This is a genomic window from Celeribacter halophilus (assembly GCF_018860305.1).
In the GTDB taxonomy this organism is placed as follows: domain Bacteria; phylum Pseudomonadota; class Alphaproteobacteria; order Rhodobacterales; family Rhodobacteraceae; genus Celeribacter; species Celeribacter halophilus_A.
Genome location: NZ_JAHKPE010000010.1, coordinates 1 through 20,387, shown reverse-complemented (window position 1 = coordinate 20,387; position 20,387 = coordinate 1). Strand labels below are relative to the sequence as shown.

General features: G+C 53.3%; 18 protein-coding genes and 2 pseudogenes. 7 read left to right on the top strand and 13 right to left on the bottom strand.

Annotation, left to right across the window (positions count from 1 at the left end; genetic code table 11):
* The first annotated feature begins 142 nt into the window (after positions 1 to 142).
* Together KO492_RS01235 and KO492_RS01230 are read left to right on the top strand one after the other, a co-directional pair.
* Entirely contained in the window at positions 143 to 379 is a 237-nt protein-coding gene (locus KO492_RS01235; RefSeq protein ID WP_216043305.1) for a type II toxin-antitoxin system CcdA family antitoxin, read from the top strand.
* Positions 379 to 678, top strand: a complete 300-nt coding sequence (locus KO492_RS01230) for a CcdB family protein (RefSeq protein WP_216043304.1) — start codon at positions 379 to 381, stop codon at positions 676 to 678. Before KO492_RS01235 ends, KO492_RS01230 begins: the two co-directional genes overlap by 1 nt.
* Before the next feature lie 39 nt (positions 679 to 717).
* Here KO492_RS01230 and KO492_RS18910 read toward each other — a convergent pair.
* Both KO492_RS18910 and KO492_RS18585 read right to left on the bottom strand, forming a co-directional pair.
* Positions 718 to 906: pseudogene (locus KO492_RS18910) on the bottom strand (IS3 family transposase); the annotation flags it as partial.
* Positions 906 to 1,172: pseudogene (locus tag KO492_RS18585) on the bottom strand (DDE-type integrase/transposase/recombinase); the annotation flags it as partial. The pseudogenes KO492_RS18910 and KO492_RS18585, both read right to left, overlap by 1 nt.
* A 58-nt stretch (positions 1,173 to 1,230) precedes the next feature.
* Here KO492_RS18585 and KO492_RS01220 point away from each other — a divergent pair.
* Positions 1,231 to 1,530 carry a HipA domain-containing protein gene (locus KO492_RS01220; RefSeq protein WP_216043303.1) on the top strand — a complete coding sequence of 100 codons (300 nt, stop codon included), beginning with the start codon at positions 1,231 to 1,233 and terminating at the stop codon, positions 1,528 to 1,530.
* Positions 1,531 to 1,860: 330 nt separating this feature from the next.
* Positions 1,861 to 2,760 carry a recombinase family protein gene (locus KO492_RS01215; protein ID WP_216043302.1) on the top strand — a complete coding sequence of 300 codons (900 nt, stop codon included), beginning with the start codon at positions 1,861 to 1,863 and terminating at the stop codon, positions 2,758 to 2,760.
* A 199-nt stretch (positions 2,761 to 2,959) separates the two neighbouring features.
* Here KO492_RS01215 and KO492_RS01210 read toward each other — a convergent pair whose 3' ends face one another.
* Together KO492_RS01210 and KO492_RS01205 are read right to left on the bottom strand one after the other, a co-directional pair.
* Positions 2,960 to 3,673 (bottom strand): sugar transferase, encoded by a 714-nt coding sequence (locus tag KO492_RS01210; RefSeq protein WP_252735169.1) that lies wholly within the window; start codon positions 3,671 to 3,673, stop codon positions 2,960 to 2,962.
* A gap of 171 nt (positions 3,674 to 3,844) precedes the next feature.
* Positions 3,845 to 4,744, bottom strand: a complete 900-nt coding sequence (locus KO492_RS01205) for a UTP--glucose-1-phosphate uridylyltransferase (protein WP_216043301.1) — start codon at positions 4,742 to 4,744, stop codon at positions 3,845 to 3,847.
* Between the two features lie 282 nt (positions 4,745 to 5,026).
* On the opposite strand from KO492_RS01205, the gene KO492_RS01200 reads away from it, so the two are divergent.
* Positions 5,027 to 6,478 (top strand): mannose-1-phosphate guanylyltransferase/mannose-6-phosphate isomerase, encoded by a 1,452-nt coding sequence (locus KO492_RS01200; protein ID WP_216043300.1) that lies wholly within the window; start codon positions 5,027 to 5,029, stop codon positions 6,476 to 6,478.
* A gap of 22 nt (positions 6,479 to 6,500) precedes the next feature.
* Positions 6,501 to 7,883 carry a phosphomannomutase gene (locus KO492_RS01195; protein WP_216043299.1) on the top strand — a complete coding sequence of 461 codons (1,383 nt, stop codon included), beginning with the start codon at positions 6,501 to 6,503 and terminating at the stop codon, positions 7,881 to 7,883.
* 84 nt (positions 7,884 to 7,967) lie between these two features.
* On the opposite strand, the gene KO492_RS01190 is transcribed toward KO492_RS01195, so the two are convergent.
* The 3 genes from KO492_RS01190 to KO492_RS01180 form a co-directional block, all read right to left on the bottom strand.
* A complete protein-coding gene (locus KO492_RS01190) occupies positions 7,968 to 8,744 on the bottom strand; it encodes a metallophosphoesterase family protein (RefSeq protein ID WP_303578350.1) in 777 nt (258 codons plus the stop codon).
* Between the two features lie 61 nt (positions 8,745 to 8,805).
* Positions 8,806 to 9,822, bottom strand: a complete 1,017-nt coding sequence (locus KO492_RS01185; protein WP_216043298.1) for a ParB/RepB/Spo0J family partition protein — start codon at positions 9,820 to 9,822, stop codon at positions 8,806 to 8,808.
* A complete protein-coding gene (locus KO492_RS01180; RefSeq protein ID WP_216043297.1) occupies positions 9,809 to 11,206 on the bottom strand; it encodes an AAA family ATPase in 1,398 nt (465 codons plus the stop codon). The genes KO492_RS01185 and KO492_RS01180 overlap by 14 nt, the downstream gene beginning before the upstream one ends.
* A 424-nt stretch (positions 11,207 to 11,630) precedes the next feature.
* Between KO492_RS01180 and KO492_RS01175 the strand changes: the two genes are divergently transcribed.
* A complete protein-coding gene (locus KO492_RS01175) occupies positions 11,631 to 12,656 on the top strand; it encodes a replication initiator protein A (protein ID WP_216043296.1) in 1,026 nt (341 codons plus the stop codon).
* Between the two features lie 37 nt (positions 12,657 to 12,693).
* On the opposite strand, the gene KO492_RS01170 is transcribed toward KO492_RS01175, so the two are convergent.
* The 6 genes from KO492_RS01170 to KO492_RS01145 form a co-directional block, all read right to left on the bottom strand.
* Entirely contained in the window at positions 12,694 to 15,270 is a 2,577-nt protein-coding gene (locus KO492_RS01170; protein WP_216043295.1) for an oligosaccharide flippase family protein, read from the bottom strand.
* Entirely contained in the window at positions 15,267 to 16,373 is a 1,107-nt protein-coding gene (locus KO492_RS01165; RefSeq protein ID WP_216043294.1) for an acyltransferase family protein, read from the bottom strand. Before KO492_RS01165 ends, KO492_RS01170 begins: the two co-directional genes overlap by 4 nt.
* On the bottom strand, positions 16,357 to 17,739 hold the full coding sequence (locus KO492_RS01160; RefSeq protein WP_216043293.1) for a hypothetical protein: 1,383 nt from the start codon (positions 17,737 to 17,739) through the stop codon (positions 16,357 to 16,359). The genes KO492_RS01165 and KO492_RS01160 overlap by 17 nt, the downstream gene beginning before the upstream one ends.
* A gap of 162 nt (positions 17,740 to 17,901) precedes the next feature.
* Positions 17,902 to 18,657 (bottom strand): WecB/TagA/CpsF family glycosyltransferase, encoded by a 756-nt coding sequence (locus KO492_RS01155; RefSeq protein ID WP_216043292.1) that lies wholly within the window; start codon positions 18,655 to 18,657, stop codon positions 17,902 to 17,904.
* A gap of 54 nt (positions 18,658 to 18,711) precedes the next feature.
* On the bottom strand, positions 18,712 to 19,722 hold the full coding sequence (locus KO492_RS01150; protein WP_216043291.1) for a GDP-mannose 4,6-dehydratase: 1,011 nt from the start codon (positions 19,720 to 19,722) through the stop codon (positions 18,712 to 18,714).
* Between the two features lie 11 nt (positions 19,723 to 19,733).
* The coding region (locus KO492_RS01145; RefSeq protein WP_289847558.1) for a UDP binding domain-containing protein at positions 19,734 to 20,387 on the bottom strand (654 nt) is incomplete at its 5' end.

The following is a 20,387-nucleotide window of genomic DNA, read 5'->3' as shown; positions in this document are numbered from 1 at the left end:
TGACGTTCGCCACATCCAGCAGCTTCACCCTCACACATCCCGCGAAGCTGGAAGGCGAGGGCGCGGGTGCCGAAGTGCTGGATGACAAGGATTGATTTGCAATCCTATGTGCATATATCATGCACATGAAGGAGAGGCTCAGATGCAAACACAATCCGTTCCCAAGAAACCCACCAATCTGTCTTTGGATCGGGGCTTGCTGAGCGAGGCCCGGTCCTTCGGGGTGAACCTCTCGCAAGCGGCAGAGGCGGGGCTGCGCCGGGCCGTGAAAGATGCAAAGGCCGAGGCGTGGAAACGCGAGAACGCCAAGGCGATTGAAGCTTCTAACCGTTGGGTTGAGGAAAATGGCCTGCCGCTGGAAAAATACCGGCCCTTCTGATGTCGCGTTTTGATATCTACCCCAGTCCGGACAGAGCGGGCTATTTGCTCGATGTTCAGGCCGATCTTATGGGCGGCCTGAATACCCGCATTGTCGTACCTCTGATGCCCGTGGACGCCGCACCAGCTCCGGCCAAGCAGCTCAATCCGGTGCTTGATATCCGCTCGGAACGGTATGTGATGGTCACCCAGTTCCTGTCAGCGGTGCCGGCATCCATACTGAAAACGCCCGTTGCGAGCCTTGCGCAACACGACACAGAGATCACCGGCGCGCTCGATATACTTCTGACCGGCGTGTGACGCCCATTCTTTTTTAGCCGCCAATCCCTTACACCCTCCCAAACGCGGGACAATCTGGCTGGGCGGCAGACTGGCGAATTCTTCCGAGTTGCACGTGGTAATGATCTGATCCCGCTCCGCTTCAGTAAGCTTGTTGGCGGGGCGAGGTCGCGCTGCTGTAGGGCGGAGATCCTCATGGGTACTGCCGTCAGGGGATTTCCACCGCTGGACTGTCCGTGCATCAAGCCCTACGCTCTCTTGAATAAGCCACGTCCGTATCCGTTCTCCGCCATCCTCAGACCATCATAAAGTTTGAAAACCAACCGGCAACTATCCTGACTGAGGGGGATCGGGTCGGAGGTCAGGTTGAAGACGCGACCCTGGCCTTTTCGCAGGGTGCGCATCACCTCGAAACCCTTGATTGTGGCGTAGGCCGTCCTCATCGTCTTGAAGCCACGCACCGGTTTAATCAGCTGCTTGAGCTTGCCGTGATCGACCTCGATCACATTTTTGTCCACTTTCATTCGAAGTCTCCCAAACCTCGTTCTCGTTCAATGCCAATGTCGCAGGGTAGTGTCGCTGGCACCCGCTTATGATTTTGTGGCGACCGTGCCCTACATTCCGGGCGATGCTACCAACATGAAGGTCTGCCGCGCCAAAGTGGTGTCGGCGTTCTCATTGGATGAGTTGACGCATCTCGCGGTGAAAGCTGCCATACCGAAAAAGATGGCGATCGATGCTGCCAAAGAGACCGTTCAGCTTTTTCGGGAACATTGGGATGCTGAAGCACCAAACTTGCCAATGAGCGCCGAAGTCAGGTCAGCCGTAGAGACCTACATGAAGACAGTGCCTATCCTGGAAGAGCTTTTATAAGGAGACCGTGGCGTTTAACTTTACACGAAATTTAAAAATACCTACATATTTTCAGTATATTATGAGCATATATAGAATAAAATTTATTATTTTGTTCTATTATATAGGTATTTTACAAACACTGCTCCCCTGCTCCTTTGTCAAACACACGCTCCCACGGCGCTCAGGGTCTCCCATCGCGCTTCATATCCGGGGAAACCTCCGAGAATGCGCAAGGTTCGTGCCGTTTGTTCAACTTTACAAATCTTTCAATACGGTCATTTTCTACATACTCATAATATTGTACGAAGTGCCAAAACCCGCCAAATATAGACCTCAAAGGAGATCAGCATGGCCATGATCGGATATGCCCGCGTGTCGACTGTCGGGCAGACGCTGGAGGGACAGGTGGCTGCGCTCAATGAAGCCGGTGCCAATTATGTTGTCGAAGAGACCGGCTCCGGCGGAGATCGTGACCGCCCTGCCCTGCGCAAGCTGCTCCAGCGGATCAAGCGCGGTGACGTGCTGCTGGTCGTGCGGATTGACCGGCTGGCGCGCTCTGTGGCGCATCTGTTGGAGGTGATCGAGGAGCTGGACTCCAAGGGCGCCGGCTTCCGCTCTCTGGGGGATCCGGTGGACACAACTACGGCGCAGGGCAAGTTCACGCTACAGATCCTTGGTGCCGTTGCCGAGTTGGAGCGCGCCTTGATCCGAGAGCGCACTATCGCTGGATTAGAGACTGCACGGCGCGCCGGACGGGTTGGCGGCAATCCGAAACTCAAAGCCCGCGATCCGGAGGCGCTCAAAGCCGTGGCCCGCGCCCGTGACGATCACTTCTTTGACGAGATCAACGCGAAGGCGGATGAATGGCTGCCTGCTGTGCGCCGGATGCGACCGGACAAGTCGTGGCAAGCCGTGGCGGACACAATCAACTGTCAGCACCCTGCCCCGTCGAAACCGTGGACCCCCGATCGTGTCAAACGCGCGGCACGTCGTTTTGTAAAAGACGGTATGCTCGACACTGCCGTGATGTCCCGCGCCCCGAAAGCCCAACCCTCCGATCGGCTCGCCGCCATCGTCGCAGCGATGGTCAAAGCCAATCCAGCGATCACCCTGCGCGAGATTGCGCGGGCTCTGGAACAGATGCGGGAGCGCAGCCCGTCGGGTGCGGCGCAGTGGTCCGTCTCTTCGGTGAAGATGCTCAAGGATCGCGCCATCAGGATGGGGTTGGTGGGTGAGACTAACGGGTAATGGTGGCACAAAAAATTAAGCCATGTCGCATTGATCAAAATCTACTCAACGCAACAGCCACCTGAAAACGTTTCGCGTGCGAAACAATAATACTATCCAGCTTACGAAAAGCAGGTGACCAAACTAAGCGCCACTACTCTCACAATAGCTCAGTTTTATGTAGTTGCTTCCAGTCTCCAAGGGAAAGGCTAACCTCGGATCAGTGCCCCGTGGATTTCAAGACAACCGTAAAGGTCCTCAAAATCAAAGACATATCCGTGAGAAAACTCAGTTTGCGGTGATAGAAATTATCATAGCGTACCCGAGCAGCAAAGCTACTTTCGCCGCGACCAGAGACCTGCCAAGGCCCAGTTAGTCCTGGACGCATTTGGAAATATGCCGAGCCTCTTGCGCCTTCGTAAAGCATTTGCTGACTGGGCATAAATGGACGCGGGCCCACGAAGCTCATGTCACCCTTAAAAATATTCAGAAGCTGTGGCAATTCATCGAGAGAGGTTTTCCGGATAAAGTGACCAATTTTGGTAATTCGAGGGTCATGGCGCAGTTTCTGATAGGTTTCCCACTCAGCTGCTATTTCCGGATTTTCGCGGCAAAGTTTCACAAGCAACTCATCGGCATTCACATGCATAGAGCGCAGTTTATAGAACTGGAATATCTTGCCGTTCCGACCAACCCGCCTTTGAGCGTAAAATGCCGGGCCACCATCGAGCTTCACGAGTACAGCTAAGATCAGGATAACCGGCACGACGAACGAAGAGACCATAAGAAGGAAGATCACATCAAAACTGCGTTTACCTATATTTCGGTAAAAAGAAAATTTTGACATAGCGTCCTGCGAAATTTCCGGCGCAATTGGACGCGTGATCTTAAACAAAGCCGCGAAATTGCGAGAGGTTTTGGGGATATAGGTCATGCTCAGACTTGTATTGATTTCTGTTCGGACAAACGTTCACGGCAAGACTTTTTAACACAATCTTTGGCTGTATAGACTCATCTTTTAGATATGTTTAGTAATCTTTTTGCATTCTCGCTCAGATTTTCAGCCCGTAGCCTAGATAATAACGTTTTGAGTCATTCGCACACCTTACTGGGCAGCAACTCGCACCGCTGACAATACATCAAGAAACTCCTGAAGCTCGTCACGCAAATCATCGCGCGACAAACCAAAGGAAATCGTCGCCTGAAGGAAGCCCGCTTTCGAACCACAGTCGAAACGCTGGCCTTTAAACCGGTATCCATAGACGCCGCGCTCTGTGCCGATTTCATCCGCAATCGCATCGGTAAGCTGGATTTCACCACCGGCACCGGTCTTCATCGTGTGCAGGTTCTTCATCACCGACGGGTCAAGAATGTAACGACCGATCACAGCGAGGTTGGACGGCTCTGTCCCCGGAGCAGGTTTCTCCACCATACCTTTGGCGGACACGGTGTTGCCCATGTCCTTATCCACATCGAGGACACCATAGGAAGACACTTTGTCCGCCGGAACTTCCATCGCGGCAACCATAGAGCCATTGCCACCGAGTTCTTCGTAGGCTTCGACCATCTGTTGCAGACAGGGTTTTTCCGCCGCGATCACGTCATCGGGCAGGATAACGGCAAAAGGTTCTTTCGGGTCGAGAAGCCGACGCGCACACCAGACGGCATGACCGAGGCCAAGCGCTTTATGCTGGCGAATATAGGCAATGGCACCGCTGTCCATATTCGTCGTCTTCAGAACTTCGAGCAGCTTGTCCTTGCCCTTTTTGCGCAATTCCTGCTCAAGAACCGGAGAGTGATCGAAATAGTCCTCAAGCGCGCCCTTGCCGCGCGAAGTCACAAAGATGAATTCCTTGATGCCCGCAGCCCGTGCCTCGTCAATGGCATACTGAATCAGCGGACGGTCGACCAAGGTCATGATTTCTTTCGGAATGGATTTGGTTGCGGGAAGAAACCGCGTTCCAAGACCAGCCACAGGAAAAATCGCTTTGGTCACTTTTTTCATTTCTACTCCTTCGGTTCGCAATTATGAAATCTTAACTTACATAAGTATGTCATGATTTTATGACATCACAACTTTTGAGAAACTAATTAAACCTATAAGTACCCATAAATAGAGAAATTCTTTACAAGTTTACCCGTATTTCTAAATATACGCACAAGAAACAATCTAAGAATAAAATTCGATTTGATCTCGCTTCAAGCATTTAGATGCGCCTAGAGGTCATAATCGTTTCAGACCTATCAGAGAGTTTGCCAAACGATACCAATTCAAGGGATCTAACATATGCCACTTATCACACCGGTTATTTTGTGCGGCGGTTCGGGGACTCGACTTTGGCCTTTGTCTCGCAAGAGCTACCCGAAACAATTCGTGCCGTTGGTGGATGACCTGACACTGTTTCAGGCTTCGGCAAAAAGGTTAAGCGGAGCAACAGAGACGTTGAACTTTGCCGCGCCTACGGTTCTGACGGGGGCGGACTTCCGGTTTATCGTGACCGAGCAACTGGCCTCCATTGGCATAGATCCCGGTGCGATCCTGATTGAGCCCGAAGGGCGCAACACAGCCCCTGCTATTTTGGCGGCGGCCCTGTATCTGATTGAGCAAGACCCCGAAGCCATCATGCTGGTCGCTCCTTCTGATCATGTAGTGCCTGATGTCGCGGCGTTTCATGCCGCCGTCAAAAAGGGGCTCACCGCAGTGGATGCGGGCAAAATGGTGACTTTCGGGATCAAGCCGACCCATGCCGAAACCGGCTATGGCTATCTCGAACTCACCGCCCTACCGGATGCGTCGGGCGATCCGGTCGATCTCAAGAAATTCGTGGAAAAACCCGACGCGGAGCGCGCCGCCGAAATGGTCGCCGCCGGCACCTTCATGTGGAACGCTGGGATTTTCCTGTTCAAGGCCAAAGACATCATTGCAGCTTTCACCACCCATGCGCCCGAACTGACCGGGCCGGTGAGCGAAGCAGTCGATGCCGCTCAGGTCGATCTCGGCTTTCTGCGTCTGGAACCGAAGGCTTGGGCCAAGGCAGACGACATTTCCATCGACTATGCGGTGATGGAGAAGGCCCATAATCTCGCCGTCGTCCCCTTTGATGGCGGCTGGTCGGATCTTGGCGGTTGGGACGCGGTCTGGCGCGAGTCCGACCCTGATGAGTATGGCGTCGTCACCTCCGGCGAGGCCACGGCGATTGATTGCTCCAACAGTCTCATCCGCTCCGACAGCGAGCATCTGGAGGTCGTTGGCATCGGTCTCGACAACATCATGGCCATTGCGATGAACGACGCGGTTCTTGTCGCGGATATGTCGCGGGCGCAAGATGTTAAAAAGGCCGTGGCCGCGCTCAAAGCCAAAGGTGCGGATCAGGCCACGCATTTCCCGAAAGACCACCGCCCTTGGGGTTGGTTCGAGAGCCTTGTGATAGGTGGCCGTTTCCAGGTGAAGCGGATCCATGTCCACCCCGGTGCAGCACTAAGCCTGCAAAGCCACTTCCATCGCTCCGAGCACTGGATCGTGGTCGAAGGCACTGCCGAGGTGACTGTGGATGGCGAGACCCGTCTCGTCACGGAAAACCAGTCGGTCTATGTTCCTCTGGGTGCGGTTCACCGCATGAAGAACCCCGGCAAAGTGCCGATGGTTCTGATCGAAGTCCAAACCGGCTCCTATGTGGGCGAAGACGACATCATCCGCTACGAGGATGTCTATTCTCGTGGTCAGGGTGCAAAAGGTTAAGACGCAAGAAGGTAGGCACAATATGGCTCCCAAATTCGGCACCAGCGGTCTGCGCGGTCTTGTGACCGAGCTGACCGATGAACTTGTTGCAGATTACGTTCATGCATTTTTGAGCACCGTTCAATCCGACACGCTTTATGTCGGGCAGGACCTGCGCCCCTCGTCGCCACGGATCGCCAAGGTGATCTGCGACACGGCACAGGCGGCGGGCGTCGATGTGATCGACTGCGGCGCGCTTGGCACCCCTGCCCTTGCGTTGTCCTCTATGGCAGCCAAAGCACCCGCAATCATGGTCACCGGCAGCCACATTCCGGCGGATCGCAACGGGCTCAAGTTCTACCTGCCTGACGGAGAAATCCTGAAAGCCGACGAAGCCGCAATCAATGCCGCTTACGCCGCGCGCACCCGTGTCGAAAGCGACAAACAAGGCAGCTACAGCCAGATGCCCGAGGCCGAAACCCGTTACATTTTGCGCTATATCGAGGCCTTCGGTCAGATGGCGCTCAAAGGTTTAAAGATCGGGGTCTATCGCCATTCTTCTGTCGCCCGCGACACGATGGAGGCGATCTTCAAAGGGCTCGGTGCAGAGGTCGTGCCGCTCGCCCATTCCGACATCTTCATCCCCGTCGATACCGAAGCGGTTGATCCCGACACCCGCGCCGAATTACAGGCATGGTGCGTAGAGAACGGGTTGGACGCCATTGCCTCCACCGATGGAGATGCGGATCGCCCGATGCTCACCGATGGCACGGGCAAGGTCATTCCCGGCGACATTCTCGGCGTGTTGAGTGCGCAGCTTCTGGGTGCTAAATCAGTCGTCACACCGGTCTCATCTAATGACATGGTGCGCCGTCTGCCGGAGTTCGATGAGGTCATCCTGACCAAGATCGGCTCCCCCTTTGTGATCGCGGGCATGGCCAAGGCCGCCTATCCCGAAGTGGTCGGCTTTGAGGCCAATGGCGGCTTCCTCTTAGGCTTCACAGCGCGCCTCAAAGCCCCGCTCACACCACTACCGACCCGTGACTGTATGCTCCCGATCATCGCACCTCTGGTGGCCGCTCAAACGGCGGGTAAAAGCATCGCTGATCTGGTCGCAGCCCTACCACCCTGCTTTACGGCCGCAGATCGCGTGCAAGAGATCAACCGCGACAAGGCCGAGGCCTTTCTGGACAAGCTCATCTCGGATGACGAGGCGCGTGCTGCCTTCTTCGTGCCCTTCGGCACCATCGCGGACACCGACCTCACAGACGGGCTCCGCGTTGACTTTGAAAGCGGTGACGTCCTCCACCTCCGCCCCTCTGGCAACGCCCCAGAGTTTCGTATCTATGCCCAAGCAGGGACCGAAGCCAAAGCGCAAGACTTGGTGAAGGCCGCCTACGAGGATGTGGCACGAGAAGTTTTGTGAAATAGCTCCGGCCCAAGCAAAAGGCCCGCCATATTGCGGCAGGCCTTTTTGTTTCGCACGCGAAACATTTGTCGTTAGCTCGCTCTAGGCCGTGGCTTGCACAAACTCCGCATTGCCATTCGCAATAACAACGGCAGTTAATTTGCCTGTCGCATAAGCTCCGGTATCAACAGAAATAACGCCATTCTTTTCCTGCGGCAAAGTCACAACCGTATGCCCGTGAACCACCCACAGACCATCTTCCCGCGCTTGTTTGCCAAAAGCCGGATGTCCCCATGTCAGTGCCTGATCCTTTTGCTCTTCCATAGGCCGATCGGGGTCCGCGCCTGCATGCACCACAACGACATTGCCATTCTTGAACCATCTCGGACAGGAGGCAAGCCAATCTTCCAGCCCTTCGGGCATAACCTCTAAAAGCTGATCACGCGCGACACGAAGAGCTTCCGGTGCATTTTGCACACCCAGCTTAAAATGCCCAAAGCTCGCCATAGTCTGTAAACCGCCATGACGCATCCAACGATTTCCGGCTTGTTCTGGGTCTCTCAGGAAGGCCAACATCATCTCTTCATGATTGCCCAGAATACAGATTGTATCAGGTCGCTCTAGCTCAAGCGCGCGCAATCTCGCCAACACTTGAGAACTGTAATCACCCCTGTCGATGAAATCCCCGACAAAGACCCAACGCGCGTCCGGCGCCTGCATTTCGAGTTTATCGATGAGCTTATCCAAACATGTGATTTGGCCATGAATATCCCCGACCACAGCTAAAGTCTCTTCAGGCTTAGGAAGCCCACCCTCAAAACGGCGAGGTGCGGATGGCTCGCTTGGCGTTTGGCGACGTCGAAACAAACCTTTAAACACAGAATGATCCTTCCAAAAGTTCAGTCCTGCCGCAGAAAAATCAGGGCTAGATCTTGAAAGTTTATTGCTTCTTTAACCAGCTTTCCAGAGCGGACATAAACGCTTCATCAATCCCTTCACCGGAAAGCTCAATACGTTTGGCATCCGTGTCGAAGTGGAGGGAAATCTGGCGCGGAACTTTATTTTGAACCGTTTTTTTCGGCTCAGCAGGACGACAGGCCTTCAGCAGGGCTGCAATCTCTTGTTCTGCATTTTCTGGCTTGGTTCGGCTCAAGCCTTCCCTGATGTTGTTTGCAGCAGAGGGATCGACTTGAAGCGCCTTCGCGATCACGAGGCCGTTTTTCTCACTGATCGAGGTTGGAAATCTCAGCACATCATCCAAGGCCTCCACCAGCACCATAAAGCTTTTGATCTTGGAACGTTTCGCACGCGAAACATTTGCGAAAAGACTCTGAAGTGCTGATTTCGGGTCTGAATAGACACCCTGCTCTAGTGCTTTCACAACGATCCGGGCGCGTTCGTAAAAGCTGATGTCGGAGCGGATTTCATTTTCCTCGACCATGGCCACATAGGCGTCCGAGGCGGACTTTGGCTCACGCACCACGGCGAACACCTCATCGACACCGATCTCCGACAAGGCCAACATCCGGCGCCAGCCCGAGATCAGGCCATAGCGCGGGGAGGCTTTGGAGCCTCGATCCAGCACTTCCACAGGCACTTGCTGTCCGCGTGCTTTCAGGCTCGATTTCAGCGCTTCAAGATCTTCCGACTGCGTTTTTAGGCGGTCACGCACCAGATGGCCCAGATCAATAGCCGAGAGTGGCAGCCGCTCGACGATACGGCCTTCAGCGCGTGCTTGTGTGACCATATCGGTCATTTCGGCCAATGCCGCCGTGACTGCCGCGTCTCCGGCCACTTGTGCGATGGGGGCAGGGCGGGGGGAGGTCTGCGCCACACCCAAGGGAAAGGCCGATTTTGTTTCCGGTGCTTTAGACATTGGCTCTGCTGGATTGGTCTCTTTCTGAGCATCCGTCAAAAAATCTGTCCGGGGCGGAGAGAGTCTTTTACGCTTCGCCATGATCAGCCTCCTGTGCTTCAATCTCGTCACGCCGCCAGCTTCCCAAAAGCAGCTTCTTGAACGCGGCATAGGTGGCATCAAAGGTCTGCCGCCCGCGCACATAGGTCTCGCGGTTGAAATCGCGATAATCCGCCTCATAGATGCCGGAGACCTGTTCACCGGCCTGCCCGATGAGCGCTGTAAAATCCTGACGATGAGGAGAGAGGGTTTGTCCCAAATAGGCCTGCATCAAAGAGGCCAGCTCTCCCTGCTGCGCCCCGTCATAGCGTGTGATGACCGCGCGGACGGCATCCCATTCAAAGGACATCTCCTCGCGCCCCAAAGCTCGCGCCGCCATGTTCTCGCCGTCCTCGATGGATTGGAAGGTTGAGTGCAGCATGTCGAAGAACCGGCCCGTGGAATCGAACTCCAGAAACGAAGCCCCCAGAGGCACGAGCAGAATGTCGGAGGCGGCCAGCCCGTTGATCGTCAGATAGCCGAGGGCAGGGGGGGTATCGAGGAAAATGACATCGTATTGATCAAGCACGCCGTCCTCTTCCAAGACGTCTGTAAGCGCGTCCCAGAGCTTCCAGCCGCGCCCCTGCATCCGCCAGACGGGGATCTGGAACTCCGACCAGTAGAGATTGAGCTGCGCCCCGATCAGGTCGATGTTTGGCCAATGGGTTGACTGGATCACATCCTGAGTTTTGACCTTGAGCGCATCGGTCAAGGTTTCATCGAGTGGGACGGGCGTTTCGCCGCGATCCATGCGCCCTTGGTTAGCCTGTCGCTGGTGGCTGGCATAATGACGGGCGAGGAGTGGAAAAACCGTGCTCCATTCATCGTCCACCTTGCCGCCGAAAATCGAAGTCATGGAGCCCTGGCTGTCGAGATCAATCACCAGCACCTTGTAGCCATCCAGTGCGGCAGACATGGCCAGATGCGCGGCTGTGGAGGTCTTCCCAACACCGCCTTTGAAATTGGCGACCGCAACCAGCTTTGCAGGCAGGCCTTCAGGACGGTAAGGGAGGTATTCTTTATTCTTGGCTCCCTCCGCTGCGAAATGGGCGCGGAGCCGGAGGACCTCATCAAGGGTGAACCATTTTGCGCCGCCCTCGGTTTCCGAACGGCCCTGGGGTAGGTCGGGATGGGACCGCAACACGCGGCGGAAATGCGGGGTGGCCACTGGAATGAGATAGCGTGTGATTTCCCATGTAGAGAACAATCGCAAAGATTTTCCGCCATCTTCATTGAGCCCTCTGGAGGCCAAATCTTCGCGCCCTTGGGCACATGACTGGGCGATGCGGGAAAACCCTTGTGTATTCACAGGTTGTCCAAGCTCTTGCAAAGCTTGGTTCGGATCAATGTTGAAATACGGTGGTTGTTCGGCTGTGTCCTTGGACATTCTCTATCTCATGTATCGACTTTTTTTAAAGATAACCAAAAAGGTGATACATGGAAAGAAAAACAACACCTGAAGAATCAATTCATTGAAAAATATGGTATTTTTTAGGCTTGGAATGAGGTTGATTTGAGCCTGTGGAAAAAAATGTAGTGTTATATTTGAGTTATATTATAAGTTAAGGGATATTTCACGTCTTATTAATTCATTGAAATTAAATGTATTTTCGATTTAAAAATGGATAGAGGCGACTCTGAACCCACGATAGGGCGACTCTGAACCCACGTTGGAGTGACTCTGAACCCACGATAGAAAGGGTGGACCGGGCAGGGGGCTTTCACTAAGCTGGGTGTCAATAAAACCACGAAACGAGCAGACCGCGAATTGCCCATCATAAGGGCATGGGATTGGGCAGTCAGGATCAGAGATGACAGGCGTCGTCACATCGGCAGGAGGGCTGTTGCCCGACCGGCATCCGCAGGTGGATTTTTTCCTCTGCGACATTTTTGATGCGATCCCGAAGGATGATCTGGCGACGATGGAGCATCCCGTTTTTTCGCTTTCAACGCGGCCGGACCGACGTATTCTGAGCTACGAACACAATGGCACGATGATCGAGGTGACGCCTTCGGTCAAAGGTCTGGCCACCATCCATGACAAAGACATTCTGATTTTTTGCGTGAGCCAGTTGATGGCGGCGATCAATGCGGGACGGGGGGTGAGTCGGACGCTGACGCTGCGGGCGCATGACCTGTTGGTGGCGACCAATCGGGAGACCAGCGGTGATGCCTACCGGCGTCTGGTGGAGAGTTTCGAACGTCTGGCGGGCACGCGGATTAAGACCAATATCGTCACGGGCGATGCCGAGGTGACATCCGGTTTCGGTCTCATTGAAAGCTGGGAGATCGTGCGCAAGACCCGCGGCGGGCGGATGGTGAGCGTGGCGGTGACGCTCTCGGAATGGCTCTATCGGGCGGTGCTGTCGAAATCCGTTCTGACCCTGAGCCGCGACTATTTCCGTCTGCGCAAACCGCTGGAACGACGCATTTATGAACTGGCTCGCAAACATTGCGGCAAACAGGATCACTGGCGGATCTCGGTCGAAACGCTTTTGAAGAAATCAGGCTCGGCCAGCCCGCGGCGGGTGTTTCGCAAAATGATCCGTGATATGATCGCAGCTAATCACCTGCCGGATTACGAAATGAGTGAGGAGGAGGGGGACATCATCCGCTTCACCTCCCGTGCCCGTGTGCTGGACAGCGAGGGACCGCAGCTCCCGCCGCTCAAATCCGCAGCCCTTGAGCGTGCCCGCGACATGGCTCCGGGCTGGGATGTCTACGCCCTGGAAGCCGACTGGCGCGCCTATTGGGCGGCCTCTGGCAAGCCCAAGCTGCATTCTTCTGAGCAGGCGTTTTTGGGCTTTGTGAAGACGAAGGTGGCGAAGGGGAGGTGAGTGGCCTGCTCACTCACCGCGACCACCTCTGTTTGCCTTAAAGCCAGCCGGCTTCCTTGATGATATCTACGATGGGTACGTCCAGTATTGGCACATGGATGTCGCCTGTCATGAAGCTTGCCTCATGGATCGCTGCCAGAGCTCCCGGAACCTTGTGAAGGGTATAGCCCTGATCGGGGATGGCTGAGAGATAGGTTAGAGTATCCTTGATGAAACGATCCGAACGTGCCTGCACTTCATTCGTGAAGGGAATTCCTTTGGGTTGGGCGGTGCGTACGAGCTGAACGATGTCGAAATCGAGGCAATAGGGTACATCTTCCATAAAGGGGCATTCTTCGCGCATATGTTGCCAGGATTTCTCGAATAGAGGTTTCGGGTTGCGATAGGGTCGACCCAGAGCGTGATAAACCCAGAGCAAATGTACTACGCCGCCGATATCGGCGATGTCCGGGTCGTGTTTGATCTTGTAGGCCTTGCGAAAAAAGTTCTGAATCAGCTGCGACTTGTAGGGTCGTAAAAGATCCGTCTTGCGGTCGAGAAGCTGTGCTTCTGTTGCAGACAGCACCTGATCGACAAGCGTCTTGTCCACGCCGTCCACCTTTCCCCAGCGAGCAAGGTTGAACAGGATGGAGGGCCCCCCGCCGATCCAGTGGCTGACGCGCCAGATATGATGCGCCCAGGCTTTTGGGTAGAGCGGGGTCTTTGTTTCGGGGTCGATGATTTGATCGATCTTCCAGCCTTCAAAGCTGCGCTCCGGCAGGCTGAACCCAGTGGCATTCTCAACTAGTTTTGCTGCCCCGAGAATATAGGCGGTCATGTGGGCGTTCGGTATGCTTTTCGGATCTGTTTCTCTCAGAGGGCGTCCATAAAGCGGGGTATCTGCAATCTGTTCAAGATATTTTCGGGCGGCCTTATTCGACATTCGGCTCTGTTGATCGAGAAACCGCAGCGTATATACCATGTCCGCATGATCCTGCCATGCGATTGATGCGGCATTGCCTTTGCCGCTCATCCAGAAATCATAGGCATCAGGTGCGATCAGAGCGCAATAATAAAGAAGTGCATCTGTCATTTTCTTGCTGTCGCTTTGTGCCAGAGGAAAGGCTTTGGCGGTAGAGGACTCTGCTGGCGCGCCATTTGAGTTTTTGGATTTCAGCATCCGAAGCCCATCGACCAGTGGTTCAATCAATGGCGATTTAAACTTTATCCCGAGATAGACGAGCCCTGCTAGGGCCACAAAATAAAGGAGAGTTCCGAGGGAGGCTGCGACAACGGGATTATGTCTGAAGCTCAGAACGGCAATGCTGGACGCGGCGGCGACGATGGCAGCCCCGGTCAGTGTTGAACCGAGCCTGTAATTGAACTGCAGCCCGGTTTTCTTTTGTAAGATAAGAATTGTCGCTAGAACGGCGCCCGAATGGGAGAGTAGCATCGCTGTCGCTCCACCTATCACACCGAATTGCGAAGTCATCAAAAGCCCCAGTAGAACCGTGACAACCCCGAAGGTAATCGTAATTTTGGCAGCTGTGCCTGCGGTCCCCGTTGCAATGGCTATTTCGCCGGAGATGAACTGCGCAAATGATTTTGCAGCGACCAGAGGCGCGATTATCATCAGAACAACCGGCAGGGTGGTGAGATTTGGGAACCACACTTTCAGGATCATAGGTGCCACAATGAACAGGAAAACGGCTGCCATGGCATTGACCCAGACGGTGAAAGACGCGCCATAGGATGCAATGGTATTAGCCTCTTTGAACCCCGCATCGCCCTGGTGGACAAGTTGCCCGATGACAGGCGACATCACAGAGGCGCAGATGATGGTAATAGCCATCGGCAGATTGGTGATTTGAACCGCCATTTCAAAGGACCCAGTGTCGGCCCCCGGCGCATAGAGGCCAATAATCATGACCATGACACGCGCATAGAGGTATACCGATATAGCATTGATGAGGACCGGGGTTGCATAGCTGAGTAGCCGTTTTGCTTCCTCTGAGATAATCCCATAGCGCAGCGCCGCTCCCTCGCGCAGCATGGTGCGCACGCCGGTCAGCAAAAGTAAAACGCTGACCATTTCGGAGATAGCTAGGAACAGGATCATACTCTCGACTTTGCCATAATAAGGCAGAAGCACGGAAAATAGAACTAGACCGAGCAGACGCGAACTGGCGACACTGACCGCAAGCTGCCGAAATCTGCCGGTTGTTCTGAAAATCCCGTCGAGGAATTCTGTCAGGCCAAAGAAATACAGAAAAACGAGGCTATATAGGATCAGTGCAGAACTGCTCTCTAGATCGTACAAACGGTTCACCCCGACCAGGGTCAGAAGTGCAACCAGTAAGCTGATCAGAGAAAGCATTCCACCCAGACGCAGCGCTAGTCCCACAGCGGCGCTGCGTCCCGCATCCCCGTCTCGGGAATAAGCCTCGCCTGCATAGCGGATCGTGGTGCGTCCAAGAGACAGTCCGACGAGAGGTCGAAAAAGCGTGGCTACGGACATAATAATCGCAACTGTGCCCAGATCGTTGGCTGGCAATGTAGCCGCAGCAAAGAACATGACCAGCAACGGCCAGATATGCATGAAGCCAAACTGAATCGTGCGGTAGATGAAGTTCATTGCGTTCTCCTTGAAGAGATCGTTTCCGATGTCTTTTTGTTACCTATTTTTTTTAGGTAGTTTCGGGCTGGAACTTCGAAGAAATAGTAGGAAAAGGAAGCAATTGGTATGCCAATGATCAAGGCGGCTGCAAGGGTCAAAGGAACATTGCCCTGTAGACCCTCAATCCGTTGAGAGAAAAGCTGTATAACTTTCAGGATCAGAGGATGTGTTAGATACAGCGAATATGAGATCACCCCAAGAAAATATATGAGGCGTGTTTCCATGAGACGAGTGACAGCGCTGCGAGAGACGACAACGCTGAAAATAAATGTTGGGAATAATAGAAGTATAAACCACGGGTCAGTGTGCTGTCCCGAAAACATTTGAGTAACATACAATATTAGAACAGCCTGAATAACGACCCACAGACCTGAAAAACGAACGTGCTCATATTTTACACAGAGACGCCATATGACCCATCCGGCATAAAAGCCAACGACGGCTCTTAGAAAGGCAGGCAAGCCACGTGCTCGATCAATATTCTCATCGAGAGAATATAAATAAAGAATGAGTAGAGGGAGAAGTATGTAAAGTATTACAGTTGTTTGACGTACACTGAATATGCGCTGCAGTATTATCAGTGTGGGAAAGACGAAAACATAAGTCCAAAATTCAACACTTACAGACCACGAAGGAGAATTCCAAATTTGGTCGTTTCCAATAACTGGCATAGCCTGTGTAAGTGTTATCTCCCGCAAAAATTCGTGAAATGTTAATTCTTTAGGTGGCTGTTCGCTCACATATTGCAATGCTAGGATTCCAGCAAAGGATGCGAGTGCGGTGGCTATATGTAGCGGGTAAACTCTTGCAAACCTTGCAAGGAAAAACCTTTTCCATTTAAACTTCCTTATCTCAGGGGGCGATCTGAGATACACATAGCTCATGACAAAACCGGATAAGACGAAAAACACATCTACAAACAGGCGCCCATGGAATATCATGTCGTCGTAATGTCCGTCTATATGCGCAATTGCCGATTGGTTGGCGTGATAGAGCACAACAAAGACCGCCGCGAAGCCGCGCAAGCCGGTTAGCGATACAATTTCACCACTTTTGGTCATTAGTAGCTGTAGCCTTTGTCATATGTTGCAATATTGTTTGTTGTTCGGTGTGAGCGGCTAATACCGCGCAAAGAAAGCCAGCCAGTCCTAAAGCGAAGAAGTTGTAGGCTTCTTCTTGAAAAAAACCATTGAACACAATGACAAAAAACATAATTGGGAAAATGCGAAATCTATTGAGATGTGCGTTTTCAATTTTAATTAAAACTTTTTGTTGAAACTTTAAGAAAAAAGCCACGAACACGAATGTGCAAATTCCGATTTGATACAGCATCACCCCGATTGCGCTCTCCAGCCCAAACGTCAGGTTGTTCCAGTCAATTGTTTCTCTTGCTAAGTTTCCGCCGGCTCCAAGGCCATGGCCGATCGGATTGTGTGCGAAACCGTTAATGCCACCTATAAGTCCCAAGATATGGTAGTCGAACACACGGATGCCATAGGTAATGGTTGTGACCACATACGCGGTCAGCAAGGCAAATGCAGTATATCTCCATGTTGTGCGACCCAGAAAATGGCGTACAATAGTCAAAAATGCGGACATTAATAAAACGATGATAATGCCTTTGGCTTGGATGGCGGCCAGAAGGCACAACGCTAAAATTCCCCAGACATAGTGTTTTCTGACGAATAGGAAGATGGACATAATTCCTAGAAAATATGCATAGCTTATAGAATGCAAATTCGGTCCTGAAATGCGCAGAAACGTTATGCCGAGATCTTCAAAGATCGCTAGGTTGAATAGTGGGCGGGTGCCCAATTCAATCAAGTCATTTACAGAGCTAATTTCCCACCTGTTCTCTAGTTTGTAAGAGAAATAAGTCTCTGTATTTAGCAGTGAATAAAGGGACGCTGGGAATAAAACTTCAAAGAGACCATAAATTATGGCGCAAAAGGTGAAGATTTTTAAAACAAGAAAAACCTTTCCTATCCCAAGCTTCATTGTGATGTAATAACCGAAAATGATTTGCAGCGGTACGGCGACCAGTGCCCGTAGATAAATTGTTGCATTTAACGGGCTCGCTTGTATGGCACCAATTAGAAAATAAAAGACCGCAACACCCAGAAGAATAATTACCCACTTGTGTAACCAGCCAGTTAGCAAGTCTTTGTCGCGTGGCAACTTATAAATAAAGAAAAAGCCATAAGTGGAAAAAGCACTGATCGCTCCGAAAGTAATGCCTTGCGCCGCATTCATAACGGCTCTGGAAGGGTAAAATGGTGAAAACAAACTGATGATTGCGGACTGGAACAGCATTGCGAAAAAGAAAAAAACCAACGCTGCGAATGGTGACGTCGTGAGGAAAAAGAGAACCAGAAGTGTTACCAAGGCAAAGGGTACAATACCGCCAAATGCGGCAAAGCCCACCATCAAGAGCACTGCAATAGTGGACGCACAGAACCCAAGATAAACGTAGGTGAAATTATTGAGAGTTTCACTAGTAGTAACATGTCTTATATTTCTGACGTACAATTGATCTTTGCCTCGATTTTATTTTAGAGCTTCCGAAATAGCATTCTAATTCAAGGTTCTTTACGTTCCGGTCTGTCGAAGCAAACTATATATCGCCTGTGTATTCGTCACCAGATACCGCTTGAACAGCCTCTTGGGGTCGCCTTTCAGCCGGTACAGCCACTCGAGGCCCACTTTCTGCATCCATTTGGGTGCGCGAGGCGCATCTCCGGCCAAAAAGGCGTAAAGCCCGCCGCAGGTCTTGATTACGCCGACACCAGCAAGAGCCTCACGGTTCTGGTGACACCAGATCTCCTGTTTCGGCTTGCCTAAGCCCACCCAAAGCACATCGGCTCCCGAGGCGACGATTTCGGCGCAGACATCGGCATTTTCCGCGTCAGAGAAATATCCGTTTCGGCGGCCAACGATTGCGATATCAGGATAGAGCGCTTTCATTTGGGCGACTGCTTTTTTGTTCTGCTCTTCCGTTGCACCCAGTACAAAAAAGCTCAGGCCGCGGTCTTGTGCCACTTTGGCTACATCGTGAAACAGGTCCGTGGTCGCTGATCGGCCTCGGATGGGGGTTTTAGTGAGCCATTTGGAGGCCATAATGACAGGCATACCGTCGGCATGGATTGCATCCGCCGCATCCATGGCCGCATCATAGGTTGGATTCTGGCCGTAGAGAGCAATGCCTTGTCCATTGGAGGAAAACACGAGAGCCGGAAGCGTGGGACCGGACTGGCAAACATCGCCGATCCAGTGACTGAGCTCGGTGCGGTCTGCTAAAACCGTCGGGAGGCCGCCTATGCGTACTGTTTCAAGGTTTGGATACATCGTCGGTTCCTATATCGTGGATTTGCGCGAGATCATGTGCATGCTTGTTTCGTCTCAGGCGTTGTAATACTGCCGATACCAGCGCACGAAACTGGCCACGCCTTCGGGCACAGCCGTTTGCGGCGCATAGCCCGTGAGCCGTTTGAGCAAGGACGCATCGGCCCATGTCGCGGGCACATCACCGGCTTGCATCGGCATCAGGTTGCGCTCGGTCTTTTTTCCGGTGGCGTTTTCAATCGCTTCGATGAAATCAACTAGTTGCACAGCGTCATTGTTGCCGATGTTCACCACACGGTAGGGGGCCACGGGGGACAGGCTGTCGCCCTCCTCCACCTCTCCGTTTTCGGGCCGCACAGGCACCGCGTCGATCAATAGTCGGATGGCGTGAACGAGGTCTTCGACATAGGTGAAGTCGCGTTTCATATCGCCGTAATTATACACGTCGATGGGCTTGTCTTCGAGGATTGCCTTGGTGAACTTGAACAGCGCCATATCCGGCCGCCCCCACGGACCATAAACCGTGAAGAAGCGGAACATGGTGATCGGAAGATCAAAGAGATGGGCGTAGCTGTGCGCCATATTCTCGGTCGATTTCTTGGTCGCCGCATAAAACGACATCTGGTGATCGGCCTTGACCGTTTCCTGATAGGGCATGTCCGTATTCGCGCCGTAAGCCGAGGAGGTCGAGGCCAGCAGCATGTGCTTGGGCGGATAGGCCCGCGCCGCTTCGAGCAATTCAAACGTGCCGACGATATTGCTCTCAAGATAGGAGCGCGGGTTCTCGATGGAGTAGCGCACCCCCGCCTGTGCTGCGAGGTGAATCACGGCGTCGGGCTTTTCCTCTTCGAAAAGCGACATCAACAGGCCGGGCGTTTCGACCTTGTCATGCACCGAGCGGTAATTCTCATAGGCCAGAAGCGTGTCCTCGCGCCGCGCTTTGAGCGCCACGTCGTAATAGTCGGACATGCAATCCAGCCCGATGACGCGCCAGCCCTCTTCGAGCAGTTTGCGGCAGACGAAAGAGCCGATAAATCCGGCGGCACCGGTGACAAGAGCTGTGGGCATGGGTCTTTTCCTCAATCAGCGTGGAACAGGTCGCGGGTGAAGATCTTCTCCGGCACATCCGAAATGTCATCCGTCACACGGTTGGCGACGATCACATCGGCCTCGGCCTTGAACGCATCAAGATCATTGACCACCCGCGAGCCGAAGAAATCCGGCTCCGTCATCACCGGTTCATAGACGATCACCTCGATGCCCTTGGCCTTCACGCGTTTCATGATGCCCTGGATCGAGGACTGGCGGAAGTTGTCGGACCCCGCCTTCATCACCAGACGATAGACGCCGACCACTTTGGGGCCTTTCGCGATGATCTGGTCGGAGAGAAAATCCTTGCGGGTGCGGTTGGCATCCACGATGGCGCGAATGAGGTTTTGCGGCACTTCGGAATAGTTCGCCAGCAACTGTTTGGTGTCTTTTGGCAGGCAATACCCGCCGTAGCCGAAGGACGGGTTGTTGTAGTGATCGCCAATCCGCGGGTCCAGACCGATGCCGTCAATGATCTGGCGCGAGTCCATTTCGCCAGCCATCGCATAGCTGTCCAATTCGTTGAAAAACGCCACGCGCATGGCAAGATAGGTGTTGGCAAAGAGCTTGACCGCCTCGGCCTCGTCCGCATCGGTGAACAGCACCGGCGCGTCCTTTTCCACGGCCCCTTCGAGCAGCAGATC

Excerpts from the sequence above, each read along its gene's own strand:
- KO492_RS01210 (WP_252735169.1), bottom strand. The coding sequence starts at position 3,673 with ATGACCTATATCCCCAAAACCTCTCGCAATTTCGCGGCTTTGTTTAAG.
- KO492_RS01185 (WP_216043298.1), bottom strand. The coding sequence starts at position 9,822 with ATGGCGAAGCGTAAAAGACTCTCTCCGCCCCGGACAGATTTTTTGACG.
- KO492_RS01165 (WP_216043294.1), bottom strand. The coding sequence starts at position 16,373 with ATGACCAAAAGTGGTGAAATTGTATCGCTAACCGGCTTGCGCGGCTTC.
- KO492_RS01170 (WP_216043295.1), bottom strand. The coding sequence starts at position 15,270 with ATGAACTTCATCTACCGCACGATTCAGTTTGGCTTCATGCATATCTGG.
- KO492_RS01180 (WP_216043297.1), bottom strand. The coding sequence starts at position 11,206 with ATGTCCAAGGACACAGCCGAACAACCACCGTATTTCAACATTGATCCG.
- KO492_RS01215 (WP_216043302.1), top strand. The coding sequence starts at position 1,861 with ATGGCCATGATCGGATATGCCCGCGTGTCGACTGTCGGGCAGACGCTG.
- KO492_RS01200 (WP_216043300.1), top strand. The coding sequence starts at position 5,027 with ATGCCACTTATCACACCGGTTATTTTGTGCGGCGGTTCGGGGACTCGA.
- KO492_RS01195 (WP_216043299.1), top strand. The coding sequence starts at position 6,501 with ATGGCTCCCAAATTCGGCACCAGCGGTCTGCGCGGTCTTGTGACCGAG.
- KO492_RS01235 (WP_216043305.1), top strand. The coding sequence starts at position 143 with ATGCAAACACAATCCGTTCCCAAGAAACCCACCAATCTGTCTTTGGAT.
- KO492_RS01175 (WP_216043296.1), top strand. The coding sequence starts at position 11,631 with ATGACAGGCGTCGTCACATCGGCAGGAGGGCTGTTGCCCGACCGGCAT.
- KO492_RS01205 (WP_216043301.1), bottom strand. The coding sequence starts at position 4,744 with ATGAAAAAAGTGACCAAAGCGATTTTTCCTGTGGCTGGTCTTGGAACG.
- KO492_RS01160 (WP_216043293.1), bottom strand. The coding sequence starts at position 17,739 with ATGGTGGGCTTTGCCGCATTTGGCGGTATTGTACCCTTTGCCTTGGTA.
- KO492_RS01155 (WP_216043292.1), bottom strand. The coding sequence starts at position 18,657 with ATGTATCCAAACCTTGAAACAGTACGCATAGGCGGCCTCCCGACGGTT.
- KO492_RS01230 (WP_216043304.1), top strand. The coding sequence starts at position 379 with ATGTCGCGTTTTGATATCTACCCCAGTCCGGACAGAGCGGGCTATTTG.
- KO492_RS01150 (WP_216043291.1), bottom strand. The coding sequence starts at position 19,722 with ATGCCCACAGCTCTTGTCACCGGTGCCGCCGGATTTATCGGCTCTTTC.